The sequence below is a fragment of the Leisingera sp. XS_AS12 genome (assembly GCF_041224635.1).
Classification (GTDB): domain Bacteria; phylum Pseudomonadota; class Alphaproteobacteria; order Rhodobacterales; family Rhodobacteraceae; genus Leisingera.
This window is the reverse complement of sequence record NZ_JBGFGM010000104.1, coordinates 97996-124629: the sequence shown is the minus strand read 5'-3', so window position 1 is coordinate 124629 and position 26634 is coordinate 97996. Positions and strand designations below refer to the sequence as shown.

Genomic DNA, 26634 nt, shown 5'->3' with positions numbered 1-26634 from the left:
ATGGACCTGAGCGACCCACCCCGCCGACCGCGCGGCGAAAGCATCGTGCCGATGATCAACGTGGTCTTCCTGCTGCTGATCTTCTTCCTGATGACCTCGCGACTGGCCGAGCCGGAACCATTCGAGGTCACCCCGCCCGATGCGGCACTGGAAAGCGAGCCTGAGGCCGAGCCGGTGCTGTTCATCCGCGCCGACGGCAGGCTGCACTATGGCGGGCACGAGGGCGACGCGGCGCTGGCCGCGCTGGCCGCCGCCAGCGCCGACGCCCCGAAGGTGCAACTGCGCGCCGATGCGCAGCTGGAAGCCAGCGCCCTTGCCCGAATCCTGCGACAGCTGGCGGAAGCGGGCCTGAGCCACGCGGAACTGGTGGTGCGTCAGCCATGAAACGAATTGTCGAACCCATCATCTTTGCCGCCATCGCGGGGGTGATTCACATCACGCTGTTCAGCAGCGCCCCCGACAGCGGTGCCGCCTCCAGCGGCTCAGGTGGCGAGGCCATGGTCTCGATCCAGGCGGCGCCGGAAACGATTGCCAAAATGGTGGACGCCTGGGAACGCCCGCCCGAGACCCAAGCGACGCTCGAAACCGAGATGGCCGAGCCGCTGCAGCAGCCGCAATCGCCCGCACTGCCGCAATTCGACCTGGCCCGGACGCCGCGCGCCGCAGCGCTCATCGCCCTGAGCGAGCCGCAACGGGCGGAGGCACCGCAGGCGGACACCGCGCCGCCCCCGCCTCCGCCGCCACCCAAGCCCGAGCCCAAACCCGAACCAAAGCCGCAACCGCGCCCCAAACCTGTGCCCAGGCCGCAGCCAAAGGGCCAACCGGCCGCGCAGACCTCCGCCGGGCGGGCCGAGCAAAAGTCTGCCGGCTCAGGCGGCGGGGCCCATGCCGGACAGGCGGGCGGGGCGCAGGCGGCCACGGCGGACGCGGGACGCCAGACCAAGCTGCAACATGTCTGGGGTGCCAAGATCCGTGCCCGCGTGGCGCGTCGCACGCCGCGCGGCAAGGGGGCCGGCACGGTGCTGGTGGACCTCACCGTGGCCCGCAACGGCCAGCTGCTGAACAGCCGCATCGTCCGCTCCTCGGGCAATGCGACGCTGGACCAGGCGGCACTGGCGGCCGTGCGAAGTGCCGGACGCTTCCCTGCGGCCCCAAAGAAGCTGCGCCTGACACAGATGAGCTTTACCCTGCCGATCCAGTTTGTCAGGTGAGGCCCGGCGCGTCGCTGCCATCCACACCGAAGGGGCCGAGAGGGGGCGGCGACGCCCCCTCCCCTTCGCGGTCAGGGTAATTACCGCTGCAAGAGAACCGGGAACCAATCCTCGCGCAGGCGCTGGCCGGGCTGCATGTCGTGGCCGGGAAACGGCGGCGAGGTCGGGCCCGGGCGCTCGACGTAGCGCGCATCATCGCCCACCAGCCGCAGTGAGAACGCCCGGCGGCGGCTGGTGCTGGTGTTGCCGCGCGAGCCGTGCAGGGTGCGGTAGTTGAAGGCCACCGCATCGCCCGGCTGCATTTCGTATTCCAGCACCGTCATGCCCTCGGCATCCGGGTCCGGCACCGCCATGTACTGGCCCTCGTCCGGGAAGAAGTCCGCCTCGGACACCCAGCGGGTCGGCAGCACCTCTTTTTCCCATTTGTGGGAGCCCGCGACGCAGCGCAGGGTGGCCTCTTTGACCGGGTCCAGCGGGGACCAGAAACTGACCGTCTGCTGGCCCTCGACGAAGTAATAGGGCCCGTCCTGATGCCAGGGGGTTGCCATCGAGGTGCCCGGTTCCTTGACCAGCACGTGGTCGTGGAACATCTGCACCGTTGACGATTGCATCAGGTCGGCTGCGACCTCGGCCACCGGGGACTGCTCGATCGCCTGCTGGAACTGCGGGATCCGGGTCCAGTTGCAGTAGTCGTCAAAGAAACGGCCGGTCTGCCCCGCCTTTTCGTTGTTCGAGGCATAGGGGCCGGGATCGTCCATGTTGGCAGCCACGCCGGCGCGCAGAAGCTCAACCTGTTCGGCGAACAACCCGCGGATCAGCACGACACCGTCGCGCTGGTAGCGTTGGACGTGTTCCGGGGTGATGAGGGGGTGGACCATGGCTGTCTCCGCTGTTGGTATCGCTGTTCGTGATGCCTTTATCTGCCGCGCGGACTGGCATAGTTTCAAATCATATCTTCCTAAGGTACCTTTCGGTCCATGTTATACCTTACCCTGCGCCACTACGAATATGTCTGCGCGGTCGCCCGGCATGGCAGCCTGTCCGCGGCCGCCGAGGCGCTGCACGTGAGCCAGCCCGCGCTGTCGGCGGCGCTGGCCCGGATCGAGGCGCACCTGGGCCATCAGCTGTTCCTCCGCCGCCGCGGCGCGGCGCTGGCGCTGACGCCGCAGGGGCGGCAGTTTGCCGATCGCGCCGAGCAGCTGCTGGAGCAGGCCGCGCAGCTGGAGGATCCCGGCGCCGCCACCTCGGCCCCGCAGCGGCTGACGCTGCTGTGTTTTGCGGATTTGGCGCCGTTTCTGCTGGCCCCGGCGCTGAAGGCGCTGCGCCAGGCGCTGCCGGAAGTGGAGATCCGCCACCACAGCTGCGCCTTCCAGCCGCTGATCGCGGCGCTGAGTGCAGGCGAGGCGGATCTGGCGATCACCTATGACCTGGGGCTGGACGCCAGTTTCAGCCGCAGCGAGCTGGACCGGCTGGCGCCGCATGTGCTGGTGCCGCCGCAGCATCCGCTGGCACAGCGCCAGAGCCTGACGCTGGCGGAGCTGGCAGATCAGCCGCTGGTGCTGTCACAGGAGGGGCTGTCGGTGCAGCATATGCTGGGGCTGTTCCGGGCGCAGGGGCTGGTGCCGCGCATCGCGCATCGGGCGGGCTCACTGGAGCTGCTGCGCAGCCTGACCGCGAATGGCGAAGGGGTCGGCATCAGCTACAGCCTGCCGCCGGGCAACATCAGCTATGACGGAAAACCGCTTCATGCGGTGCCGATCCGCGATCAGCAGGCACAGGAGCCGGTGATTCTGGCCAGCCATGCGTCACAGCCCGAAACCTCGGCCTCCGCCCGGGCGCATGCGGTGCTTCTGCGCGTTCTGCGCCGCGACCGCTCAGACCTTGCGCAGCCGGATCACCACGTCGACTGAGGCGATCTCCATCCCCTCGGGCGCTTCCGGCAGTTTCTTGATCACGAGGTCCTGGGCGGGCGCGTCGCTGACGCGACCTTCGTCCTCCCAGAAGAAATGCGGGTGGTCGTGGGTATTGGTGTCAAAGTAGCTTTTGGAACCGTCCAGCGGGATTTCCTGCAGCACCCCGGCATCGCAGAAGGCGCGCAGGGTATTGTAGACGGTGGCCAGAGACACTGCCGCGCCCTTCTTGCGGGCGCTTTCAAACAGGCTCTCGGCGGTGATGTGGCGGTGCTTGCCGTCCCCCACCAGCAATTCGGCCAGCGCCACCCGCTGCCGGGTCGGGCGCAGACCGGCATTGGTCAGCCAGCGTGTGGCCACTTCTTCGCTGTTTGGCGTCATGAGCAGTTCCTGCATCGCGTTGCTGACCGTATATATAGGTGCACCTTCGGGGGTATTTCAAATGAAATTCATTTGCAGTTCCGCGTCGTTTTCCCGCCCGTCTGTGGCAGATTGAGCGCAGGAAGTGACCCAGCGTCCTCTTGCAGGACCCTGAGGCCGGGTGCTACAGGGGGCCAGATATAAATACCAGACCCAAATGGCGGGAGACAGATCCGAATGGCCGATTACCCCAGCAGTTTTGACAAGGAAGATTTGCTGAAATGCGCACGGGGAGAGCTGTTCGGGCCGGGCAACGCCCAGCTGCCGGCCCCGCCGATGCTGATGATGGACCGTATCACCGAGATTTCCGGTGACGGCGGCGAGCACGGCAAGGGCCACGTGGTCGCCGAATTCGACATCACCCCGGACCTGTGGTTCTTTGACTGCCACTTCCCCGGCAATCCGATCATGCCGGGCTGCCTGGGCCTTGACGGGCTGTGGCAGCTGACCGGTTTCAACCTGGGCTGGCGCGGCTGGAAGGGCCGCGGCTATGCGCTGGGTGTGGGTGAGGTCAAGCTGACCGGAATGGTACGCCCGGACCGCAAGATGCTGACCTATCGCATCAACTTCACCAAGGCCGTGCAGACCCGCCGCCTGACCATGGGCGTTGCCGATGGCATCGTCGAAGCGGATGGTGAAGTGATCTATCAGGTCAAGGACATGAAGGTGGCCCTGTCCGAAAGCTGAGCCGCTTTCGCACGAGACCAACCGCACAGAAACAGGAGTACGCTAATGCGCCGCGTCGTCGTCACCGGATTGGGGATCGTCTCCTCCATCGGGAACAATGCCGAAGAAGTCACCGCCTCGCTGAAAGCGGGCAAATCCGGCATCGTTGCCAGCCCCGAAATGGCGGAGCATGGCTTTCGCAGCCAGGTGGCGGGCACGCTGAAGATCGACGTGGCCGAGCATGTGGACAAGCGCACCCTGCGCTTCATGGGCGCAGGGGCCGCCTATGCCCATATCGCCATGCAACAGGCGATTGCCGATGCCGGCCTGGACGAATCCCAGGTCGTGAACGAGCGCACCGGCCTGGTTGCAGGCTCCGGCGGGCCGTCGACCTCGGCCATGTTCACGGCACATCAGACAGTGCTGAAATCCGGCGCCACCAAGCGCATCGGCCCCTTCGCGGTGCCCAAGTGCATGTCCTCCACGATCTCGGCGAACCTTGCGACCGCCTTCAAGATCAAGGGCATCAACTACTCGATCACTTCGGCCTGCTCGACCTCGCTGCACTGCATCGGCAACGCCGCCGAGCAGATCATGATGGGCAAGCAGGACGTGATGTTCGCCGGCGGCGGCGAGGAGCTGGACTGGACCCTGTCCTGCCTGTTCGACGCCATGGGCGCGATGTCCTCGAAATACAACGACACGCCGGAGAAGGCCTCCCGCGCCTTCGACCAGGACCGCGACGGTTTCGTGATCTCCGGCGGCGGCGGCATCGTGGTGCTGGAAGATCTGGACCACGCGCTGGCGCGCGGCGCCAAGATCTACGCCGAGGTGACCGGCTTTGCCGCGACTTCCGACGGGCATGACATGGTGGCCCCCTCGGGCGAAGGCGGCGAGCGCGCGATGCGCCTGGCGCTGCAAACCCTGCCCGAAGGCCGCAAGGTGGATTACATCAACGCGCATGGCACCTCGACGCCGGTGGGCGACGTGGGTGAGGTCGAAGCCGCCCGCCGCGTCTTTGGCGAAGGCAAGGTGCCGCCGATCTCCTCGACCAAGTCGATGACCGGCCACGCGCAGGGGGCGGCCGGCGCGCTGGAGGCGATCTTCTGCCTGCTGATGCTGGACAAGGATTTCATCACCCCGTCGATCAATGTCGACACCCTCGCCGATGGCATCCTGCCGGGCGAGATCGCCACCGATCTGGTGGAAAACGCCGGTCTGGATTCGGTGATGACCAACAGCTTCGGCTTTGGCGGCACCAATGGCTCCATGGTCCTGAGCAAGTACAAAGGATAACAGAAAATGGCTGGACAGCTGAGCGGCAAACGCGGCCTGATCATGGGTGTGGCCAACGAGCGTTCCATCGCCTGGGGCATTGCCAAGGCGATGGCCGATGCCGGCGCCGAACTGGCGTTTACCTACCAGGGCGAGGCCTTTGGCAAGCGTCTGGAGCCACTGGCCGCCAGCGTCGGGTCCGATTTCATGGTCGATGTGGACGTGACCGACGATGCCTCTCTTGATGTGGCGTTCGACCAGCTGAGCGCCCGCTGGCCGACGATCGACTTTCTGGTCCACGCCATCGCCTATTCCGACAAGACCGAGCTGACCGGCCGGTTCATCAACACCAGCCGGGCCAACTTCAAGAACTCGATGGATATCTCCGCCTATTCCTTCATCGAAGTGGCGCGGCGCGCCTATCCGATGATGCAGGAAAACGGCGGCACCCTGCTGACGCTAACCTATGGCGGCTCCAACCGGGTCACCCCGAACTACAACGTCATGGGCGTTGCCAAGGCCGCGCTGGAAAGCGCCACCCGCTATCTGGCCAACGACCTCGGCCCCGACGGCATCCGGGTGAACGCGATCTCCCCCGGCCCGATGAAAACGCTGGCGGGTGCGGCCATCGGCGGCGCGCGCAAGACCTACAAGCACACCGAGCAGAACGCACCGCTGCGCTCCAACGCGACGCTGGAGGCGGTGGGCGGCACCGCGGTCTACCTGGCCTCGGATGCGGGCGCCTACACCACCGGTGAGATCATCCGCGTGGACGGCGGTTTCCACGTGCTGGGGATGCCGCAACAGGACCACCTGTAAAGCACGGTTTTCCAGAGCCAATTCTGACAAGGCGCCCTTCGGGGCGCCTTTTCTTTTGCCCGCCACTGCCCCGGCCCAGGGTTGCTTTTATTTATATACCGAATCGCATATAAGTGACCGCAAGCCACCTCAGCAGGATTTTGACATGGGCCTCAGCGACCACATTTGCATTCCCGATACCGCGCTTTGCACCGCCGCCGCCGAGATGGCGCGCATGGCAAGTCGGACGTTTCTCTACAACCACGTCTGCCGCACCTATGCCTTTGGCGCGCTGGCAGCGCGGCAATCGCAGATGCAATACGACCCGGAGCTGTTTTATGTGGCCGCCATGCTGCATGACCTCGGACTGACAGAGACCTACCAGGGCGACGACCGCTTCGAGATCGACGGTGCCGAGGCCGCGGCGGCCTTCCTTGCGCGCCAGAACGTCGAACAGTCCCGCATCGACCGTGTCTGGGACGCGATAGCCCTGCATACCACCTTCTCGATCCCGCAGAAAAAATCGCCCGAGGCCGCCCTGGTGCAGATCGGCGCCGCCATGGACGTGGGCGTGCTGCCGCACAGCCAGGTCACGCCCGAGGTGATGGAGCAGGTGCTTGACGCCTATCCGCGGCTGGGGTTCAAACGGGCCATGGAAGATGCACTGAGCCGGGTCTATACCCGCAAGCCGATGACCGCGCTGCACAATTTTGGCGCTGATATTGCCCAGCGCAACGTGCCGGGTTTCGCGGTGCCGCACTTCTGCGACATGCTGCACGAAGCGGATTTCCCGGAATGAGCCGCGGTCGTCCGCGCAAGTTCGTCGAGGCGGAGGTGCGCTCGGCGATCGTCGACTGCTTCCGCACCAAGGGCTATGCAGCGACCTCGCTGGATGATCTGGCGCGGGCGACCGGGTTGGTGCGGCCCAGCCTCTACGCCGCCTTCGGCAGCAAGGAACAGATGTTCCTGGGCGCGATGGAGGACTTTGCCGCGGGCATACGGCAGCAGCTGGAGGTGGTGACCGGCGGCGCATCATCTGCGCATACGGCACTCACACAGCTGTTCGAGACGGCGCTGGACATCTATCTGGATAGGGACGGAGGCCGCGGCTGCCTGGTCTTCACCACCGCCACGGCAGAGGCCCCGACGCATCCCGAAATCCGCGCCCGCCTGTTTCAACAGATTGCTTCGAATGACGGCTTCTTCCACCGCCTGCTGGCCCGATGCGCACCGCAGGCTGATCCGCCGTCGCTGGAGGCCGCATCCGCTCTGGCAGCGGCAACCCTGCACTCGCTGGGCATCCGGGCACGCGCCGGGAACGAGCGGGAAAGCCTGATGCGCTTTGCCGCAACGGCGGCTGAGGGCATCGCTGCCCTGGTGGCACAGCCCCGGGCGACGGCCGCGCACACCTGATATCGGCAATCCGCCCCCCCCCTGGGGTTTCGGTCAATGCGGGGGCAGAAAAAGACCCGCCGCCGCAGGCGGCGCCGGGCCCAACCGATGAGGAGGCAATCCCCCGGGATTGCACCGCAATGGGCGGGAGCGCCCCGCCCTCCGCCGTGCGTCAGGGTTCAGTTCACCGAGACCAGTTCGACTTCGAACACCAGGTCCTTGCCGGCCAGGAAATGGTTCGCGTCCAGCGTCACCGTCTCTTCGGTCACATCGACCACGGTCACCGGCAGCACGTGGCCCTCGGGGCTTTGCATCTGCAGCTGGGTGCCCAGGTCCAGCGGGATATCCGCCGGGATGCCTTCACGCGGGATTTCCTGGCGCGCGTCGGGGTTGACCGGCCCGTAGCCGTCGGCGCAGGCGATTTCCAGCGTCTTCTTTTCGCCCACGGACATGCCGGTCAGACCGGCGTCCATGCCCGCGATCACCTGACCGCTGCCAACGGTGAACTCCAGCGGGTCGCGCCCTTCGGAGCTGTCAAAGACGGTGCCGTCCGTCAGCTTGCCGGTGTAATGGATGCGCACTGTGTCGCCGTTCTTGACCTCGGTCATGGGATCTCCTGTCCAGGTATAGGGTGTCAAAGCCGCGCAGCCTAAAGGCTGAGGCCCTGATGTAAACCCGTATCCGGTACAATTATCCGCTTTGCCCTGTTGCACGCTTCGTGCCACTGTCGCCGCGAGCCACCGGCTGGCAACCATAGCGGAGGATTTCATGCCGATCACAACCTGCATCTTTGACGCCTACGGAACCCTGTTCGACGTCAGCGCCGCCGCCCGTCAGGCCGCGGCAGAACCGGAGTTTTCCCGGCTGCAGGACCGCTGGGCCGAACTGGCGCAGCACTGGCGGCTGAAGCAGCTGCAATACACCTGGCTGCGGGCGATCACCGATGCCCATACCGATTTCTGGGAGGTGACGCAGGACGGGCTCGACTGGGCGCTGGAGGCCACCGGCCTGGACGGCGACGCCGCCCTGCGCCTGCGGCTGCTGGATCTTTACTGGCAGTTGCAGGCCTACCCCGAGGTGCCCGCCATGCTGCGCGCGCTGAAGGACGCCGGGCTGAACACCGCGATCCTGTCCAACGGCTCGCCCGCGATGCTGGACGGGGCGGTGCAGTCGGCGGGGCTGGCAGAGGTGCTGGATGACGTGCTGTCGGTCGAAAGCGTCGGCATCTTCAAACCCGACGCCCGCGTCTATGACCTGGTCGGGAAACGCTTCGGCTGCGCGCGGGAGGAGGTGCTGTTCGTCTCCTCCAACGGCTGGGATGCGGCAGGAGCCTCCGGTTATGGCTTTGTCACCGCCTGGGTGAACCGTGCCGGTGAGCCGGTCGACCGGATGCCGTGGAAACCGGCGCATGAGCTGAGCGACCTGACCACGATCCCCGATCTGGCGCGGGGCTGAGCGCGATGCCGTTTTTCGAGACCTCGGACGGGCTGACGCTCTATTACACCGACACGGGCGGCAGCGGGCTGCCCTTGCTGTGCCTAGCCGGGCTGACCCGCGACAGCCGCGATTTCCGCTATTTCTCCCCCGATGCCGGGCGCTACCGGATGATCACGCTGGATGCGCGCGGGCGCGGCCGCTCAGACCATGCTGCGGATTTCATGACCTACAATGTCCTGCGCGAATCCCAGGACGCGGTGGAGCTTCTGGACCACCTGGGCCTGGCGCAGGCTGCGGTCCTTGGCACCTCGCGCGGGGGGCTGGTGGCGATGACCCTGGCCGCCACCGCGCACGCGCGGCTGCTGGCGGTGGTGCTGAACGACATCGGACCGGAGATCCCGGCGGACGGCATCGGGCGGATCATGGACTACGTCGGTTTCCGCCCCGCGGCCAAGACCCACGCACAGGCGGCCGCTGCACTGGAAGCGGTGATGGCCCCGGCCTTTCCCGATGTGTCGCAGGCGCGCTGGCGCGAAGAGGTCGAGACCTTCTATGACGCAGGTCCCAACGGGCTGCAGCTGCGGTACGATCCGCGCCTGCGCGACGCGCTTCTGGCGCAGGCCGAGGCCGGGCCCGCCCCGGATCTGTGGCCGCTGTTCCTGGCGCTGGAGGGCCTGCCCTGCGGCGTGATCCGCGGCGCGCATTCCGACATCCTCAGCCATGCGACATACTTGGAGATGCAGCGCCGCCTGCCCGACCTGCAGGCGGTGGAGCTCGCCAACCGCGGCCATGTGCCCTTCCTCGACGAGCCAGAGGCGCTCGCCCTGATCCATTCCGTGCTGGAGCAAGCCCAATGACCTCAATCGCCATGATCGAAGCCGCCGCCGAACGGCTGCAGGGCCATGCGCGGGTGACACCGCTGCTGTCCTCGCCCTTTCTGGACGAGATCGCCGGTCGCCGCGTGCTGGTCAAGGCGGAGTGCCTGCAGCACACCGGCTCCTTCAAGTTCCGCGGCGGCTGGGCGGCGGTTTCGGCCCTGCCCCGCGAAGCACTGGCGCGCGGGGTGATCGCCTATTCCAGCGGCAATCATGCGCAGGGCGTGGCCGCGGCGGCCCGCGCCCATGGCGCACCCGCGGTGATCGTGATGCCCGCCGATGCGCCCAAGCTGAAGATCGACAACACCCGCGCGCTGGGGGCTGAGGTGGTTTTGTATGACCGGACGGGCGGCGAAAGCCGCGAGGCGGTCGGCGCGAGCCATGCCGAGGCCCGCGGGCTGACGCTGATCAAACCCTACGACGAGCCGGAGGTGATCGCCGGCCAGGGCACCTGCGGGCTGGAAATCGCCGCACAGGCCACCGCCGAAGGCGTGACCGAGGGCGACGTGCTGATAAACTGCGGGGGTGGCGGGCTGTCGTCCGGCGTGGCGCTGGCGCTGGCGGCACGTGCGCCGGGGCTTCGGGTGCGGCCGGTGGAGCCGGAGGGGTTCGACGACGTCGCCCGCTCTCTGGCGGCGGGAGAGATCCGCAGCAACCCGGCGCCGTCGGGGTCGATCTGCGACGCGATCCTGACGCCCGCACCCGGCGAGATCACCTTTCCGATCATGCAGGCGCATTGCGGCGCGGGCCTGGTCATCAGCGAGGATCAGGCGATGCAGGCCATGGCGCTGGCCTTCCTGCGGTTGAAGATCGTGCTGGAGCCGGGCGGCGCGGCCTCCCTTGCGGCGGCGCTGTTCCATGGCGATGCGATCGACGGCGATTCGGTAGTCGCGGTGGTCACCGGCGGCAATGTCGATCCCGAGCTGTTTCGCGAGGCGCTGACGCGCTATGGTTGACATCTGACCGCCGCGACACCCGGCGACAGCGGCCAAGGGACCAAGGGGGGGCTGACATGACGCGTTTCACCATTGCCTCGTTCAACGTGAAGAACCTGATCGGGCCGGAGCGCGAGTATTACCGCTTCCAAAGCTACACGCCGGAGGAATACGCGTGGAAAGCCGACTGGCTGGCGGACCAGCTGCTGACGCTGAATGCCGACATCGTCGGCTTTCAGGAGATCTTCGAGGAAGAGCCGCTGCGCGAGGTGATCGCCGAGACCGACCGCCGCGGCGCCGAGGCCAATGCCGCCAGCATCCCCGCCCCCTCCAAGCGCTATCACCGCAAGGCGATTTTCCGCAAGCTGGCCTATGAGAGCTATGGCAGCGCCGCGCTGGCCTTTGCGCCCAACATCAACGGCAACGGCGAGCCGGGCCACCGCCGCCCCGGCCTGGCGATCCTGTCACGGTTCGGCTTTGACGGCGCGCCGGAGGTGATCCAGGAACTGGAGCAGCCGCTCGACATCCCCATGGCCAGCCTCGGCGGCGACGACGAAGAGGCTGGCTATTACACCCTGCGCCGCCTGTCGCGCCCGATCCTGAAGGTGCGGGTGCCGGTCGGCGGGCAGGTCATCAGCGTGTTCAACTGCCACCTGAAATCGAAGCTGGGCGAATACATCACCCCGCAGGGCGCGGCCTATCCGCCCGAAACCGTGCTGACAGCCTATGACGCGGCCGGGCGCGCGCTGGGGTCGCTGCGCGCCGCGCTGCGCCGCATGGGCGAGGCCTGGGTGCTGCGCCGCGCCGTGCTGGACGAGCTGGAGCAGGGCCGCCCGGTGATGGTGCTGGGCGATTTCAACGATGGCGAACATGCGGTCAGCAGCGAGATCATCTCGGGGGAGGTGCCGTTCCGCAACTATGCCTGGATGCTGCGCCATGACGCCCGCCACGGCGGCGACCGCTACAGCGAAGCGGAGGACGCCCAGATCCGCGAGGACATCGACCGGGTGCGGCTGCGCTCGGCCGAGAAAATGTTCCTGCGCAAATCCCTGCGCGACGTGGTCTACACCACCGCCTTTGGCGGCGTGCATGAGAGCATCGACCAGATCTACATGTCGCGCCATTTCGACCCCAGCTGGCCCGGCGCGATCGGGGAGATGCAGTATTACAGCGTGCTGAACGACCACCTGACCGATGGCAGCCACCCCGAGGCGCCCTATAACAAGCTGGCCTCGGACCACGGGCAGATCATGGCCCATATGGCGCTGCACGGCTGAACCGTCGTTATGGCAGACACCGGGCCCGGTTGCTTTACCTTGCCCTGCCGCCGCGGATAGAGTGCGGCAAACTCGAACATGAGGCACAGCATGCAGATTGCAGACCTGGGCGATGTCCAGCTTCACTACCGCATTGACGGCGACCCGGACGGCGCGCCCATCGTATTTGCAAACTCCCTCGGCACCGACCTGCGCGTCTGGGACGCCGTCGTTGCCCGCCTGCCGCGGGGGCTGCGCATCATCCGCTACGACAAGCGCGGCCATGGCCTGTCCTCCTGCCCGTCCGGCCCCTATTCCATGGGCGCGCTGGTGCGCGATGCCGAGCGCCTGCTCGACCAGCTGGAGGTGCGCGATGCGCTGTTCGTCGGCCTGTCCGTCGGCGGCATGATCGGCCAGGGGCTGGCGGTCAAGCGACTGGACATGGTGCGCGCGCTGGTGCTGTCCAATACCGCCGCCAAGATCGGCACGCCCGAAATGTGGCAGCAGCGCATCGCGGCAGTGCGGGAACAGGGCATCGAGGCCCTGGCCGACAGCGTGATGGAACGCTGGTTCGCGCGCGATTTCCGCGCCAAGCCCGACCTGCAGCTGTGGCGCAACATGCTGGTGCAGCAATCGCGTGAGGGCTACGCCGGCTGCTGCGCCGCCATTGCGGGCACCGATTTCTACACGCCCACCAGCGGCTTGCGCCTGCCCTGCCTGGGCATCGCGGGCTCCGAGGACGGCTCGACCCCCGCCGATCTGGTGCGCGAGACCGTGGATCTGATCCCCGGCAGCCAATTCCACCTGATCCGCCGCGCGGGCCATATCCCTTGCGTTGAACAGCCGGACGAATACGCCGACCGGCTGAGCGCCTTTCTGAAGGAGACCGGACACATTGGCTGATTTTCTGCTTGTTCACGGCTCCTGCCACGGCGCGTGGTGCTGGCGCGACCTGATCCCGGCGCTGGAGGCCCGCGGCCATACTGCCCATACCATCACCCTGCCCGGCCACGGCGACGGGCGCGACCCGGCCACGGTCACGCTGGCGGAAACCACCGATGCCGTGCTGGCCGCCTGCGCCCCCGACCGCATCGTGCTGGGCCATTCCTGGGCCGGTGTTCCGATCTCTGCCGCTGCCGAGGCAGCGCCGGAGCGGATGCGCGGGCTGATCTACCTGTGCAGCTATATCCCCGTCAGCGGGCTGTCGCTGATCGGCATGCGCCAGGCCGGGCCGCGCCAGACGCTCGGCGGGGCCACCGAGAAGAACGCGGAGGGCAGCGCCTATAGCTTCGTGGCCGAGCATGCGCCCGAACTGTTCTATCACGACTGCCCGCCGGAGACGGTGCGCTTAGCGCTCGACAATCTCTGTGCGCAGCCGATCCCGCCGCAGGACACGCCTGTCCATCTGGGGGCGCGGTTTGACAGCGTGGCCAAAGCCTATATCCGCTGCTCCGAAGACCGGGTGATCCCGCCGGAGTATCAGGCGCAGATGGCCTCTGCCTTGCCCGCGGACCGGGTGTTCGACATGGCGGCCTCGCACTCGCCCTTCTTTGCCGACCCGGCGGGGCTGGCGGATCTGATGACACGTATCGCGGAGGCGTTCTGATGGCAGGCTCGGTATTCGACAGCCAGCTTTACGGCGGGCTTTTCAATTGCGGCGAGGCGGGGCGGCTGTTTTCCGACAGCGCCGAGGTACGGGCGATGCTGCTGGTCGAAGGCGCGCTGGCCAAGGCGCAGGGCGAGGCCGGGGTGATCCCGCAGGAAAGCGCCGCCGCGATCGGCCGCGCGGTGGTCGAGATCGCGGTGGATCCGGGCGTGCTGAAGCGGCCCACGGGCCAGAACGGCGTGCCGGTGCCGGGCCTGGTCGCTGCCTTCCGCGAGGAGATGAAAGCCCCCGAGCACGCACAATACGTGCATTGGGGCGCCACCTCGCAGGACATCATGGACACTGCGCTGATGCTGCGGCTGCGCCAGGCGCTGGCGCTGGTCGAGGCTGATGTGCGCAGCGCCGTTGCCGCGCTTGGCCAGCTGGCCGGGGACCACGCCGCGCTGCCGATGGCGGCGCGCACCTACGGGCAGCATGCCACCCCCACCAGCTTTGGCGCGGTGGCGGCGAGCTGGGGCACGCCGCTGGCCAACCTGCTGGCAGAGCTGCCGGAACTGCGCAAAACCTGCCTGCTGGTGTCCCTGTCGGGGGCGGCGGGCACCGCCTCGGCGCTGGGGGCGCAACCGGCTGAGTTGCGCGCGGCGGTGGCGCGCGGGCTGGCGCTGGCCGATCCCGGCCGCAGCTGGCACACCGACCGCACCCCGGTGCTGCGCATTGCCGACTGGCTGATGCGGGTCACGCTGGCCTTCGGCAAGATCGGCGAGGATTGCACCGCGCTGGTCCAAAGCGGCATCGGCGAGATCACCCTGGGCGGGGCCGGCGCGTCCTCGACCATGCCGCAGAAGCAAAACCCGGTGGTGCCCTCGGCACTGGTGGCACTGACGCGGCAGGGCAGCGGCCTGATGGCGGTGCTGCAAGGCGCGGCCCTGCAGCAGCATCAGCGCGACGGCGCGGCCTGGTTCACCGAATGGATGTGCCTGCCGCAGATCGTTCTGGGGGCCGCCAGCGCCGCGGCGACGGGCAAGGCGCTCTGCGCGGGTCTCAGCCCCAATGCCGATGCCATGCAGGCCGCAGTTTCCGGCGGGCTGGACATGATCCACGCCGAGGCGCTGAGCTTTGCCCTGGCCGAGCAGATGCCGCGCCCGGACGCGCAGGCCGCCGTGAAAGCGCTGTGCCGCGAGGCGCAGAACAGCGCAACGCCGCTGCGGCAACTGGCGGCGCGCGACTATCCCGCGTTGGACATAGCGCGGCTGTTTGATCCGGCCCGTCAGCTGGGCCAGGCCCCGGCCGAAGCGCAGCGGTTCGCCGCGCAGGCGGCTGCGCTGGCCGAAGAGGGCAAAAAATAGCCACGTGCCGCGGTGCCGCTGCGAAAAAGCGGCAGCCGCGGCACTTTCCGGCTTGATGCGCGCCCCTGCTCCGCGCCACCCTGCCTGAAAACAGGGAGACAGATCATGCAGAAGATCAAAGCCGCCGTCTGCCGTGAATTCGGCGCCCCGCTGGTGATCGAGGAGGTGCTGCTGGCTCCGCCCGCCATGGGCGAGGTGGAGGTGACGCTGGACGCGGTTGCGATCTGCCACAGCGACATTTCCTTTGCCGACGGCGCCTGGGGCGGCCATCTGCCGGCCGTCTACGGGCATGAGGCCGCGGGCACCGTCAGTGCCGTGGGCGCGGGCGTGCAGGGCTTCGTCGAAGGCGATGCGGTGGTGGTCACACTGATCCGCAGCTGCGGCAGCTGCCCCAGCTGCGCAGGCGGAAAGCCGACGATCTGCGAAACGCCCCATGACACCGTCAACGGTCCATTGAAGACCGCCGATGGCGGCGCGCTGGAGCAGGCCATGGCCTGCGGCGCCTTTGCCGAGAAGGTGGTGGTGGATCAGCGCCAGATCGTGAAGATCCCCGCGGAAATGCGCCGCGACGCCGCAGCACTGGTCTCTTGCGGGGTGATCACCGGGGTCGGCGCGGTGGTCAACGCCGCTCAGCTGCGGCCCGGCCAGGACGCGGTGGTGATCGGCGCGGGCGGCGTCGGGCTGAACGCCATCCAGGGCGCGCGCATCGCCGGGGCGCGCCGCATCGTCGCCGTGGACATGAGCGCCGAGAAGCTGGAGATCGCCCGCGCGTTTGGCGCCACCCACGGCGTGCTGGCAACCGAGGACAAGCCCTGGAAGGCCGCGCAAGCAGCGCTTGGCGGGCGTGGCGCCGATGCGGTGCTGATCACCGTCGGCGCCATCCCCGCCTATGAGCAGGCACCGCGTTACCTGGCGCGCGGCGGCCGGGCGGTGATGATCGGCATGCCGCATTCCGGCGCCAAGGCCGCCTATGAACCGGTGGTGCTGGCCGCGGTGGGCCAGGGGCTGATCGGCTCCAAGATGGGCGACGTGGTGATCCAGCGCGACATTCCCTGGATGATCGACCTGTACCAGCAGGGGCGGCTGAAACTGGATGAGCTGATCTCGGGCCGCTGGACGCTGGAGCAGATCAACGAGGCGATTGCCGACACCAGGACTGGCAGTGCCAAGCGCAATGTGATTGTCTTCGGCTGACACCCGACGAACGACACCCAAGACAGCGGAGCCCGCGCCGTGCTGAAATTCCTGACCAGCCTGTTCAAGCCCGAGGCGGTGAAACCTGCCGCGGCAACGTCCGAAACCTCGATGCTGTTTGCGGTGGTCGAAATCGCGCCGTTTCTGACCCGGCTCGCGAACAACCCGCGCTTTGGCCTGCCGGAGGGTCTGGCGGAGGAGATCGCCACCGCCCTGCCCCATCTGGACCTGCATCAGCGCCGCCGCTGGCAGATCGAAGGTGCCTTTGACGGCGCCCCGGCGGAGTTCGGGATCGAGGTCGTGATGGAGAGCGGCGGCGAAGCGGATGTGACCTTTTTCACGCCCCAATTCGCCATCGAGGAGCTGAACCGCGAACTCGGCGCCTTTGACGCCGCATCGGAGCGCTAGACCATGAAGCTGCAGGACCTGGATATCATCGTCACCGCCCCACCGGCCCCCGGCTGGGGCGGGCGCTATTGGATCCTGGTGAAGGTCACCACCGCTTGTGGCATCACCGGCTGGGGCGAATGCTATGCCTCCTCGGTCGGGCCCGGCGCGATGGCCCATGTGATCCGCGACGTGTTCGTGCGCCACATGGCGGGGGAGAACCCGGAAAACATCGAACTGATGTTCCGGCGCGCCTATTCCTCGGGCTTCACCCAGCGCCCCGATCTGACCGTCATGGGCGCGTTTTCCGGGCTGGAGATCGCCTGCTGGGACATCCTGGGCAAGCACCGTGGCCGCCCGGTGCATGCGCTGCTCGGCGGGCGGATGAACGACCGCATCCGCGCCTATACCTATCTCTATCCGCTGCCGCAGCATGACATCAGCGCCTTCTGGACCTCGCCCGAAATGGCGGCGGAAGCGGCAGCGCAGAAAGTGGCCGAGGGCTTCACGGCGGTGAAATTCGACCCCGCCGGCCCCTACACGCTGCGCGGCGGCCATATGCCTGCGATGTCGGACATCAGCCTGTCGGTGAAATTCTGCAAGGCGATCCGCGAGGCGGTGGGCGATCGCGCCGACCTGCTGTTCGGCACCCATGGCCAGTTCAGCACCGCGGGCGCGATCCGGCTGGGCCAGGCGCTGGAGCCCTATGCGCCGCTGTGGTTCGAGGAGCCGACACCACCCGATGCCGTTGAGGACATGGCCCGCGTCGCGCGCGACGTGCGCATCCCCGTGGCCACCGGCGAGCGGCTGACCACCAAGGCGGAGTTTGCCGCCATCCTGCGCGCGGGAGCCGCGGAAATCCTGCAGCCTGCCCTCGGCCGGGCCGGCGGCATCTGGGAGATGAAGAAGGTCGCCGCCATCGCCGAGGTCTTCAATGCGCAGATGGCGCCGCATCTCTATGCCGGGCCGGTGGAATGGGCCGCCAATGTGCATCTGGCGGCCTCGATCCCGAATATCCTGCTGCTGGAAACCATCGAAACGCCGTTCCACGACCAGCTGATCAAAAGCTCGATCCGGGTCGAGAACGGCTTTGTCACCGCGCCGGATGCGCCGGGCCTCGGCATCGAGGTGGACGAGGAGCTGGCCCGCGCCCATCCGTTCACCGGCTCGGACCTGCATCTCAACATGCAGGAAGCGCCCTGCGATTATGCCAATGGCAACGCCTTTGTCGGCGGGGCGCCGCCAGAGGCGGAATAGGCCCGGCGTCGGTCCAGCCTCGCCGGGGTTCAGTTCGAGACGTAACCCGCAACCACCTGCAACAGCTTGAACGCGGTAGAGGCGTCATTTTCGACCACGGCCAGGAATTCCTCCTCGCCGATACGCAGGCATTTGAGATCGGTGGCCGCCACCATGCTCAGCGCCCGCGGTTCCTGCCGGATCAGGCCCAGTTCGCCGACCAGGCGGCCGGGGCCGACCGTGGTGACCAGCCGGTCCTCGCCGCCGTCCTGTGGCAGGTAGAGCCCCGCCTCGCCCTCCAGCACCATATAGGCGCCGTCCGAGGCCTCGTCGTCCTTGAGGAACACGGTCTCGCCCTTCTTGGCCTCGTACCAGCGCGCGCCGAAGGCCAGCAGCCGCAGCTGGCGGCGGTTCAGCCCGGAGAACAGTTCGGTCTGTTCCAGCGCCCGCAGCTTGCGCGCAAGGTCTTGGCTGCCCGCCCCGTCGCCCGACGCGGGTGCCTGCACCTTGTCGCTGACCAAACGGCCCTGTCGCAGCTCGAAATAGGCGTCAAAGACATCGGGGCTTTGGAAGGAGGGCGCGAGATAGATCAGCGTGGTCTCCGGCAGCAGTTTGCGCAGGTTGTTGTGAACCGCGATGCGGGTCTCCAGATCATAGCTCGCCATCGCGGAATCGAGGATCAGGATGTCCGGCCGCTTGATGGTGGCCCGACAGAAGGCCAGCGGCTCGGCAAAACTGGCGGCCAGCCCCTGCCCACCCACTGCGATCGGCATGTCAAAGATCAGCGCCACCACCTGATCGCGCAGCCCCTCGCGGACCATGATCTCGGAGACCAGTTTGCGCACCTCGTCCCCCTTGCCGCCCGCGCTGTCGGAAATCTTGCCGAACAGCGCGTTTTCCAGCACCGTCAGGCTGGGGGCGAAACGCGTCGCGGAGAAGGGTTCGAACCCGGTGCGCAAGGCCTTCAGCAAGCTGTCGCCGTGGCTGCGGCGGTAGCTCAGGATACGCTCCTTCATATCCTCCCCGAAGGCGGGGCCGATCTGTTCGGCGGAAATGGTGAAGGGCACAATCAACAGCTGCGCCAGCTCTTCGCGGCTGAGCCCGGCTGCGCTGACATCGCCGGGACGTTCGGTCAGCGCCAGTGCAGCCTCGTAGGCCGCGACATCAAGGCCCAGCTTGCGGAACAGCGGGTGGTCTGTGCCATCCATGCCGAAGATCTGCCGCAGCATTTCGACCACATCGCGCGTCAAGGCCACCAGCCCCTCATCGAGGCCCAGCTGCTTCAGAAGGCGAAGGAACTCGCCATGGCGCTGCAGATTCTCGCCGGTCAACGCCTCCCTGCTGGCGGCGAAGACGAGGTTTTCCACCACCGGAAGCGTCGGGTTATAGGTGTCGGGGTCGAGGAAATGCACATGGGCTTCCAGCCCGGCGTCACGGACAGCCTGGCGGAAGGTCGGGCGCAGAGCGGTGAGCTGTTCGGCCAGCTCCGGGTGCGCCAGCGCCTCGAAACGCTGTTCGATCCCGCGCCGGAACAAGGCCGTGTCCGAGCCGATGCCCTCCACCAGGTTGAGCCACCATCCGCGCAGCTCCGCCTCGCTCGAGAAACCTGCCAGGCTTGGGTCGAGCCAGGGGGCATCAAACGGGTCCGGGCTGTTGCCGGCCCGCTGCGCCATGTCCAGCTTCTTGCTGTCGAGCCCTTCGCCCAGTGGGCGCAGGCGCATCGGCATCAGAACGTTGTCGCCGAAGGAGCCCTGGAACAGCACCGGTCGCGAGGTGGCATAACCGATGCGCGCCGCGATCGTCGCCTGGTGCAGCCCCCGCAGATCACGATCCGCCACCGTCACACGACCGGCGGTCGGCAGGATTTCCCGGGTCAGCAGCTCGGCCAGTGCCCGGCGGTCCTCCTCGGAAGGGGCCGCGATGCCGACCACCTGCCCGGCCGGGAAGGTCGCGCTGAGATCCTCGAGGACGAGATTACCGTCGGTGTCGCGCACATTGACCGACTCCAGAACCACATCCCCGTTCAGATGTTCCAGCTCGTCCGGCTCGCCCGTCATCAGGGTCTCGTCCACCATGCCCGGCGGAGCGAAGCGCTCCAGGATCACCTCCCAGCGCAGGGCCATGTCCTGGGTCTGATTGTAATAGGTCAGCAGCTCCTTCCAGGGCGAGGCCAGATCCTTGTAGGCGGCCAGCGCCGCCACCAGCGCCCCCAGCGACACCTTGCCCTGCAGCACCAGATAGCCGCCCACCGCGTAAAAGAAGAACGGCGTCAGCTGGGTAATGAAGTTGTTGAGAAACTTCATGAAGAATTTTTTCTGGTAGATCTCGAAGCGGATGTCGTAGAGCCGCCCCAGCCGGGCGGTGATGACGGCCATCCGGTAACGCCAGCCGCCGTTGATGCGCAGCGTCGAGGCTCCTGCCGCACTTTCGCCGATCTCGGTGGCCAGCGCGCGGACCTGCTTGATCCGTTTCTTGTTCAGCAGGTTGATCTGCCGCTGCAGCATCGGGATCAGCCAGCCCTGCAACGGAATCAGCGCGATGGCCGCCATCCCGAACCAGAAGTTCTGCAGGAACAGGAAGAACAAAATCGTCAGCATCTGTCCGGCCTGAAGCACCGGCTGGCTGACCGCATCGCCCATCAACCCGCCCATCGGCTCGGATTCGGAGGTGACCATGGAGACCAGCTCGCCCTGGCTGACCCTTTCGAAATAGGGCTGCGGAAAGCGCAGTACCCGGCCAATCAGCTGATAGCGGAACCGCCGCAACATGCGCTCGGCCAGCACGCCCTTCATGGTGTTGATGCGCATCTTCAGCAGGCCGTGGCACAGAACCGACAGCAGGAAGGCGCCGCACAGAAGCCACAGGAAGGTCAGCTGGTCGACGCTGTAGCCCAGCACATCAATGGTCTGGGTCTCTGCGCCGATGGCATCGTTGATGATGCGCTTGGGCAGCTCCAGCGTCAGGTAAAGCAGCGGAAACAGACAGGCGGTGACGACCAGCAGAACCAGCTGATCGCGTTTCGAATATTTCCAAATGAAACGGAACAAAGAGCGTTCGATGGGAAGGCTCCATCAATGGCGGCGGCTGGTCAGGATCTCATATAGGGGTACCCCGGTTTGACGGGAACAGGCAATGGCAAGTAAAATCGCGTATCCCGTTGCGGCATCATACGTCACAACATTTGCCAGCAGGGAAAAAATCCGTAAGGTTCCAGCGAAGTACACTTGCTGGAGGTGTTTTGCGTTGCCTGAATTTGTCGGTTCCGTTCTGCTGCTGCTCTGCGCTCTGCAGGTCAAGCACATGTTTGCCGACTTCTTCCTGCAAACGTCAAAAATGCTGTCCGGCCGCTGTGCCTATGTCCACATGGGCCGCGCCCAACATGCCGGGGTGCATGTGATCGGATCGATCATCGTCTTTGCCCTGTTCGGCTCCCCGCTGAGCTTCATCCTGCCGCTGGCAATGCTGGAGTGGGTGGTGCATTTCCACATCGACTTTGCCAAGGCACGCTATTGCGAAATGAAGGAGCTGAACCCCCAGCAGGCCCGGTTCTGGCAGGCCATGGGGGCGGACCAGGCGCTGCATCAACTGACCTATATCGCCATGGGCTGGGCCTGGATAAAATACGTGGCATTGTAATCAAGTCGCATAGACCACGGCGCTGACATTGCCCGTTACGCCTGCGCAGCGCCGGTGGGCCGACCCGCCGCTCAGGGCACCAGGGGACGGTCGCGCTTGATCGTGCGCAACACAACATTGGTTTGCGCGCTTGCCACCGCGGGCAGGCGAAACAGAAATTCCTCCAGGAACCGGTTGTAGGCCTCCAGGTCCGGGGCCAGCACCCGAAGATGGTAATCCGCCTGACCGGTGGTCGCATAACACTCCTGCACCAGCGGGCTGGTCTCGACCGCGCGGATGAACTCAACCAGTTTTTCCGGATCGTGCCGGGTCAGCTGCACGTGCACCAGCGCCTCAAAGCCCAGCCCCATCGCCGGAGCGCTGACGATAGCGCCATAGCGCTCGATCACTCCGGCCTCCTCCAGTGCGCGCACCCGCCGCCACAGCGCCGACGAGGACATGCCCACGGCCTCTGCCAGATCCGCGTTCGAGATGCGGCAATCCTCCTGCAGCATCTTCAGAATGCGGCGGTCCCTGTCGTCGAGTTTCATTTCCGGTCCAATCATCCAGTTTTCGACCTCATTCCGGCACAACCGACCACAAATCAGCGAAACTCCAGCAAATGGGGCAAAATTTTTCAAAGGATCAGGATTATCTTACCGTTCAGATATGAACGCGCGCAAGGACACTCTCGCAGATGACCAAGCTGAGCCACGATTTCCGCAGCTACAAGTTGGATGACCGTTATGAGCTGACCCAGGGCCGGGTGTTCCTGACCGGCACCCAGGCGCTGGCCCGCATCATGCTGGACCAGGCCCGCCGCGACCGCAACGCGGGGCTGAACACCGCCGGCTTTGTCTCCGGCTACCGCGGCTCGCCCTTGGGCGGGGTCGACCTGGAGTTCTGGCGCGCCAAGGATCGGATGAAGGCCAACCGGATCAAATTCATGCCCGCCGTCAACGAAGATCTGGGCGCGACCGCCGTGCTGGGCGCGCAGCAGGCGGTGCTGGACCCGCATTGCGAGGTCGAAGGCGTGTTTTCCATGTGGTACGGCAAGGGGCCGGGTGTCGACCGCTCGGGCGATGCGCTGAAGCATGGCAACGCCTATGGCTCCTCGCCCAAGGGCGGCGTGCTGGTGGTGGCCGGCGACGACCACGGCTGCGTCAGCTCCTCGATGCCGCATCAGTCGGACGCGGCCTTCCTGTCGTGGTTCATGCCGGTGCTGAACCCGGCCGACGTGTCGGAATACCTGTCGTTCGGCGAATACGGCTTTGCGCTGTCGCGCTACTCCGGCACCTGGGTCGGTTTCAAGGCGGTGTCGGAAACGGTCGAGAGCGCACGCTCGGTCGAGCTGCAGCCGGATCGACAGTTCATCTACCCCGAGCTGCCGGACTACCCCGGCGGCCTGCACATCCGCCGTGCCGACCTGCCCTCCCCCGAGATCGAGACCCGCATCCAGGCCAAGCTCGACGCGGTGCGCGCCTTTGCCGAGGCCAACCCGATCGACCGCAAGATCTACGACATCAGCGAGGCGCGCTTTGGCTTCGTGACCACCGGCAAGGGGCATCTCGACCTGATGGAGGCGCTGCGGCTCCTCGGCCTGGACGAGGCTGCCTGCCGCCGCCTGGGCATCGACATCTACAAGGTCGGCATGGTCTGGCCGCTCGACCGCAAGGACGCGCTGACCTTCGTGCAGGGCAAGCAGGAGGTGCTGGTCGTCGAGGAAAAACGCGGCATCATCGAGAGCCAGTTCAAGGAATACTTCTATGACTGGCCGGGCAAGAAGCCGGAAAAGATGGTCGGCAAATATGACAGCGAAGGCAACCCGCTGATCCCCTGGACTGGTGAGCTGAGCCCGCGGATGCTGGCCCCGATCGTGGCGGCACGGCTGGACAAGTTCTTCCCGGAGGAAAACCTGCCCGCCAAGGCCGCGGCGCTGACGGCCGAGAAGCCCAAGGTGCTGAACGTGCCCGGCGCGACCCGCACGCCTTATTTCTGCTCGGGCTGTCCGCACAACACCTCGACCAAGCTGCCCGAAGGCTCCAAGGCGTTTTCCGGCATCGGCTGCCACGTGATGGCCAGCTGGATGGACCGCGACACCGCGGGCTATGCGCAGATGGGCGGCGAGGGCGTGCCCTGGACGGTGGCGTCGCAGTTCAACGGCGGCAAGCACGTGTTCCAGAACCTCGGCGAGGGCACCTGGTATCACTCCGGTTCCCTTGCGATCCGCCAGGCGGTCGCGGCGGGCACCAACATCACCTACAAGATCCTCTACAACGACGCCGTGGCGATGACCGGCGGCCAGCCGGTGGACGGGCCGGTTTCGGTGCATGGCATCGCCCAGACCTGCCGCGCCGAGGGCGTGGAACGGATTGCGCTGGTGTCTGACGACATCGACAAGTTCCACCGCAGCGACTTCCCCTCCGGCACCACCTTCCACGACCGTACCGAACTGGACACGGTGCAGCGCGAGCTGCGCGAGATCCCCGGCGTGACCGTGCTGATCTACGAGCAGACCTGCGCGACCGAGAAACGCCGCCGCCGCAAGCGCGGCAAGATGGAGGACCCCAAGCGGTTCGCCTTCATCAACGATCTGGTCTGCGAGGGCTGCGGCGACTGCTCTGTGGAATCCAACTGCCTGAGCGTAGAGCCGAAGGAAACGCCGTTCGGTCGCAAGCGAAAGATCAACCTGTCGACCTGCAACAAGGACTTCTCCTGCCTGAACGGCTTTTGCCCCAGCTTTGTCACCGTCGAGGGTGCCACCCGCCGCAAGAAGAAGATCGCGGGCCTGGATGCGGCACGGCTGACCGCCAAGCTGCCCGCGCCTGACCTGCCGTCGCTGGAGGCCCCGTTCGACCTGTTGGTCACCGGTGTCGGCGGCACCGGCGTTGTCACCGTCGGCGCGCTGATCACCATGGCGGCGCACCTGGAGGGCAAGGGCGCAAGCGTGCTCGACTTCACCGGCTTTGCCCAGAAGTTCGGCACCGTGCTGAGCTACATCCGGCTGTCGAACGCCCCCGAGGCGCTGAACCAGGTGCGGATCGGCGAAGCGAGCGCGGATGCGGTGATCGGCTGCGACGTGGTTGTCAGCTCGGCGCCCAAGGCCTCGGTCCACTATCGGGCGGGGACCAAAGTGGTGCTGAACCGCGCCGAGATGCCCACTGGCGATCTGGTTCTGCGCCGCGATGCCGACCTGATGGCGGGCGTGCGTGAAAAGACCATCGCCGACGCGGTGGGGCCGCAGAACCTGTCGGGCTTCAACGCCAACGAGGCCGCCGAGACACTGCTGGGCGATGCGGTGCTGGCGAATGTGATGATGCTGGGCTTTGCCTGGCAGAAGGGGCTGGTCCCGGTCAGTGCCGGCGCGCTGGACCAGGCGATCGAACTGAACGGCGTTGCCATCGAGAAGAACCGGCTGGCCTTTGCCATCGGCCGCGCGATGGCGGTGGATGCGAAACTGGTCGCCGACCACTACGAGGAGCCCAAGCCCAAGGCAGAGACGCTGGAGGCGCTGATCGGCCGCCGGTCGACCTTCCTCACCGGTTATCAGGACCGTGACTATGCCGCGCGCTACGCGGATACGCTGGAACGCTTCCGCAAGGCGCTACCCACAGACGTGCGCGATGAGCTGACCCGCGCCGCAGCGCGCTCCCTGTTCAAGCTGATGGCCTACAAGGACGAGTATGAGGTTGCCCGGCTGCTGACCAGCGAGACCTTCCAGCACCAGCTGAACGAAGAGTTCGAGGGCGACTTCAGCGTCAAGTACCACTTGGCCCCGCCGCTGATGACATGGAAGCGCGACACCCGCGGACGCCCCGTGAAGCGGGCCGTTGGCCCCTGGTTGCGCCCGCTGATGGACCTGCTGTCACGGGGCAAGCGCCTGCGGGGCACGGCCTTCAACATCTTTGGCTACCATGAGGAAGCCCGGCTGCACCGCGACCTGTTGCGCTGGTACGAACAGGCGCTGGAACAGGTGGCCGCTCGATATGACGGCCAGAACCACGAAGCCTGCCTGGAAGTGCTGAAAGCGCCGATGGAAATCCGCGGCTATGGCCCCGTGCGCCTCAGCGCCGCCCGAAAGGTCCGGCAGGAGGCCGACGAGGCGCTGGCGGCGCTATGACGCTGCGACCCGCGCCTCAGCGCGCAAGTGAACCTGGACGAACCGCCCCTGACCGGGGCGGTTTTGCCGTCAGATATCCCAGTGCTGCCGGGTAAACGCGGCGAACTCTTCCAGTTCCTCCGGCAGCGGCTCACGACCGGTGAATACGCGCAGGTATTCCGGCGTCATCTCCAACCGGTGGGCATGGCTTTCGTTGGGATCCGCCATGTCGTAGCCGATCTGCATGTAGTAGAGCACCTTGGCGCGCGTCATCGCTTCCAGCGGCGGGTAGTCATAACGCATGAACATGGCCGTCAACGCCTCGACCCGGCGCTGATCGGACCGATCCAGCAGGCTGCGCACCTTGCCCGACCGCCGCGCCCAGTCGCGCACGGCAAAATCAAGCGCAATATTGAACAGCTCGGAATTGGCAATGCAATGGAACACGTTCAGCACCGCGCCGGTGACGGTCTTGGCTGGCAATTCTGCCTGGCGCACCATCCCGGCGGTGTTTGTCTGCTCCCAGGTCTGCAACAGCGCGTCGAGCAGATCCTGTCGGGACCGGAAGTACCAATAGAAGGATGAGCGTGAGACCTGCATCCGCTCGGCCAGCGCCAGCACCTTCACCTGCTCCACGCCGTCCGAGATCAGCACGTCCATCGCGACGTTCAGCCAATCCTCGCGGGTAACCTTGACGTTTCCAATCAGCGGTGATGCCGCCGGGTTGTCCCGGTGCAGAACAGGTTTGCGTGACATTGAGCCCCCCTAGGTGACACTGATCCCTGCACCTTACGGCGGCGGGCGCGGTAACGCCAGTTGGCAGCGACCTGCCCGCGCCCGATCGAAACACCGGATCGTGTTGCCAAGTGATTTGGCGAGTGGAGATCCCTCGCTAGGGTGAAACCTTCATGAATTCGACACCGAATCCCGCTAGCAGCCCGCGGGCAGGTCCCGACAGGTGCACGAAAGGGCGGCA

At 66.4% G+C, this 26634-nt stretch carries 26 protein-coding genes; 20 read left to right on the top strand and 6 right to left on the bottom strand.

Annotation, left to right across the window (positions count from 1 at the left end; translation table 11 throughout):
• Both AB9K35_RS13420 and AB9K35_RS13415 read left to right on the top strand, forming a co-directional pair.
• Nucleotides 1-384, top strand: a complete 384-nt coding sequence (locus tag AB9K35_RS13420) for an ExbD/TolR family protein (protein ID WP_369926785.1) — start codon at nt 1-3, stop codon at nt 382-384.
• Nucleotides 381-1211, top strand: coding sequence for an energy transducer TonB (locus AB9K35_RS13415; protein WP_369926783.1), 831 nt, complete (start codon nt 381-383; stop codon nt 1209-1211). The genes AB9K35_RS13420 and AB9K35_RS13415 overlap by 4 nt, the downstream gene beginning before the upstream one ends.
• Before the next feature lie 80 nt (nt 1212-1291).
• Here the strand turns inward: AB9K35_RS13415 and AB9K35_RS13410 are convergent, their stop codons facing one another.
• On the bottom strand, nt 1292-2089 hold the full coding sequence (locus AB9K35_RS13410) for a phytanoyl-CoA dioxygenase family protein (protein WP_369926781.1): 798 nt from the start codon (nt 2087-2089) through the stop codon (nt 1292-1294).
• A gap of 99 nt (nt 2090-2188) precedes the next feature.
• Between AB9K35_RS13410 and AB9K35_RS13405 the strand changes: the two genes are divergently transcribed.
• A complete protein-coding gene (locus AB9K35_RS13405) occupies nt 2189-3121 on the top strand; it encodes a LysR family transcriptional regulator (RefSeq protein WP_369926779.1) in 933 nt (310 codons plus the stop codon).
• Here AB9K35_RS13405 and irrA read toward each other — a convergent pair.
• Nucleotides 3086-3502 carry an iron response transcriptional regulator IrrA gene (irrA, locus tag AB9K35_RS13400; RefSeq protein WP_222454946.1) on the bottom strand — a complete coding sequence of 139 codons (417 nt, stop codon included), beginning with the start codon at nt 3500-3502 and terminating at the stop codon, nt 3086-3088. The two genes, AB9K35_RS13405 and irrA, sit on opposite strands and share 36 nt — an antisense overlap.
• Before the next feature lie 216 nt (nt 3503-3718).
• Here irrA and fabA point away from each other — a divergent pair, with 216 nt between their 5' ends.
• From fabA to AB9K35_RS13375, 5 genes are all read left to right on the top strand, one after another.
• On the top strand, nt 3719-4228 hold the full coding sequence (fabA, locus tag AB9K35_RS13395) for a bifunctional 3-hydroxydecanoyl-ACP dehydratase/trans-2-decenoyl-ACP isomerase (protein ID WP_222454945.1): 510 nt from the start codon (nt 3719-3721) through the stop codon (nt 4226-4228).
• 45 nt (nt 4229-4273) lie between these two features.
• Nucleotides 4274-5503 (top strand): beta-ketoacyl-ACP synthase I, encoded by a 1230-nt coding sequence (gene fabB, locus AB9K35_RS13390; protein ID WP_369926776.1) that lies wholly within the window; start codon nt 4274-4276, stop codon nt 5501-5503.
• Between the two features lie 6 nt (nt 5504-5509).
• Nucleotides 5510-6301, top strand: coding sequence for an enoyl-ACP reductase (locus AB9K35_RS13385; protein ID WP_222454943.1), 792 nt, complete (start codon nt 5510-5512; stop codon nt 6299-6301).
• 145 nt (nt 6302-6446) lie between these two features.
• A complete protein-coding gene (locus AB9K35_RS13380; protein ID WP_369926773.1) occupies nt 6447-7079 on the top strand; it encodes an HD domain-containing protein in 633 nt (210 codons plus the stop codon).
• Nucleotides 7076-7693, top strand: coding sequence for a TetR/AcrR family transcriptional regulator (locus AB9K35_RS13375; RefSeq protein ID WP_369926771.1), 618 nt, complete (start codon nt 7076-7078; stop codon nt 7691-7693). Before AB9K35_RS13380 ends, AB9K35_RS13375 begins: the two co-directional genes overlap by 4 nt.
• Before the next feature lie 158 nt (nt 7694-7851).
• Here the strand turns inward: AB9K35_RS13375 and AB9K35_RS13370 are convergent, their stop codons facing one another.
• Nucleotides 7852-8280 carry a peptidylprolyl isomerase gene (locus tag AB9K35_RS13370; protein WP_222454940.1) on the bottom strand — a complete coding sequence of 143 codons (429 nt, stop codon included), beginning with the start codon at nt 8278-8280 and terminating at the stop codon, nt 7852-7854.
• Nucleotides 8281-8440: 160 nt separating this feature from the next.
• Between AB9K35_RS13370 and AB9K35_RS13365 the strand changes: the two genes are divergently transcribed.
• The 10 genes from AB9K35_RS13365 to AB9K35_RS13320 all read left to right on the top strand — a co-directional run bounded on the left by AB9K35_RS13365 (nt 8441) and on the right by AB9K35_RS13320 (nt 17965).
• Nucleotides 8441-9127 carry a haloacid dehalogenase type II gene (locus AB9K35_RS13365; RefSeq protein ID WP_369926769.1) on the top strand — a complete coding sequence of 229 codons (687 nt, stop codon included), beginning with the start codon at nt 8441-8443 and terminating at the stop codon, nt 9125-9127.
• A gap of 5 nt (nt 9128-9132) precedes the next feature.
• Nucleotides 9133-9966, top strand: coding sequence for an alpha/beta fold hydrolase (locus AB9K35_RS13360; RefSeq protein ID WP_369926767.1), 834 nt, complete (start codon nt 9133-9135; stop codon nt 9964-9966).
• Entirely contained in the window at nt 9963-10940 is a 978-nt protein-coding gene (locus AB9K35_RS13355) for a threonine/serine dehydratase (RefSeq protein ID WP_369926765.1), read from the top strand. The genes AB9K35_RS13360 and AB9K35_RS13355 overlap by 4 nt, the downstream gene beginning before the upstream one ends.
• Before the next feature lie 56 nt (nt 10941-10996).
• A complete protein-coding gene (locus AB9K35_RS13350) occupies nt 10997-12196 on the top strand; it encodes an endonuclease/exonuclease/phosphatase family protein (protein ID WP_369926763.1) in 1200 nt (399 codons plus the stop codon).
• Between the two features lie 90 nt (nt 12197-12286).
• The gene (gene pcaD, locus AB9K35_RS13345) at nt 12287-13078 is read left to right on the top strand and encodes a 3-oxoadipate enol-lactonase (RefSeq protein WP_369926761.1); all 792 of its coding nucleotides are present in this window, start codon (nt 12287-12289) and stop codon (nt 13076-13078) included.
• Nucleotides 13071-13781, top strand: a complete 711-nt coding sequence (locus AB9K35_RS13340; RefSeq protein WP_369926759.1) for an alpha/beta fold hydrolase — start codon at nt 13071-13073, stop codon at nt 13779-13781. The genes pcaD and AB9K35_RS13340 overlap by 8 nt, the downstream gene beginning before the upstream one ends.
• Nucleotides 13781-15127 carry an adenylosuccinate lyase family protein gene (locus AB9K35_RS13335; RefSeq protein ID WP_369926757.1) on the top strand — a complete coding sequence of 449 codons (1347 nt, stop codon included), beginning with the start codon at nt 13781-13783 and terminating at the stop codon, nt 15125-15127. The genes AB9K35_RS13340 and AB9K35_RS13335 overlap by 1 nt, the downstream gene beginning before the upstream one ends.
• 105 nt (nt 15128-15232) lie before the next feature.
• On the top strand, nt 15233-16321 hold the full coding sequence (locus AB9K35_RS13330) for a Zn-dependent alcohol dehydrogenase (protein WP_369926755.1): 1089 nt from the start codon (nt 15233-15235) through the stop codon (nt 16319-16321).
• 39 nt (nt 16322-16360) lie between these two features.
• The gene (locus AB9K35_RS13325; protein WP_369926753.1) at nt 16361-16729 is read left to right on the top strand and encodes a hypothetical protein; all 369 of its coding nucleotides are present in this window, start codon (nt 16361-16363) and stop codon (nt 16727-16729) included.
• A gap of 3 nt (nt 16730-16732) precedes the next feature.
• Nucleotides 16733-17965, top strand: coding sequence for a mandelate racemase/muconate lactonizing enzyme family protein (locus AB9K35_RS13320; RefSeq protein WP_369926751.1), 1233 nt, complete (start codon nt 16733-16735; stop codon nt 17963-17965).
• Between the two features lie 29 nt (nt 17966-17994).
• Here AB9K35_RS13320 and AB9K35_RS13315 read toward each other — a convergent pair whose 3' ends face one another.
• Nucleotides 17995-20991 carry a cyclic nucleotide-binding domain-containing protein gene (locus AB9K35_RS13315; protein ID WP_369926750.1) on the bottom strand — a complete coding sequence of 999 codons (2997 nt, stop codon included), beginning with the start codon at nt 20989-20991 and terminating at the stop codon, nt 17995-17997.
• A gap of 196 nt (nt 20992-21187) precedes the next feature.
• Here AB9K35_RS13315 and AB9K35_RS13310 point away from each other — a divergent pair, with 196 nt between their 5' ends.
• Nucleotides 21188-21580, top strand: coding sequence for a DUF3307 domain-containing protein (locus AB9K35_RS13310; protein ID WP_222454928.1), 393 nt, complete (start codon nt 21188-21190; stop codon nt 21578-21580).
• Nucleotides 21581-21651: 71 nt separating this feature from the next.
• Here AB9K35_RS13310 and AB9K35_RS13305 read toward each other — a convergent pair whose 3' ends face one another.
• Nucleotides 21652-22110 (bottom strand): Lrp/AsnC family transcriptional regulator, encoded by a 459-nt coding sequence (locus AB9K35_RS13305; RefSeq protein WP_222454927.1) that lies wholly within the window; start codon nt 22108-22110, stop codon nt 21652-21654.
• Between the two features lie 146 nt (nt 22111-22256).
• Between AB9K35_RS13305 and AB9K35_RS13300 the strand changes: the two genes are divergently transcribed.
• Complete coding sequence (locus AB9K35_RS13300; RefSeq protein WP_369926748.1) at nt 22257-25679, top strand: indolepyruvate ferredoxin oxidoreductase family protein; 3423 nt, start codon at nt 22257-22259, stop codon at nt 25677-25679.
• Between the two features lie 69 nt (nt 25680-25748).
• On the opposite strand, the gene AB9K35_RS13295 is transcribed toward AB9K35_RS13300, so the two are convergent.
• Nucleotides 25749-26414 carry a TetR/AcrR family transcriptional regulator gene (locus AB9K35_RS13295; RefSeq protein WP_222454925.1) on the bottom strand — a complete coding sequence of 222 codons (666 nt, stop codon included), beginning with the start codon at nt 26412-26414 and terminating at the stop codon, nt 25749-25751.
• Nucleotides 26415-26634: the final 220 nt, after the last annotated feature.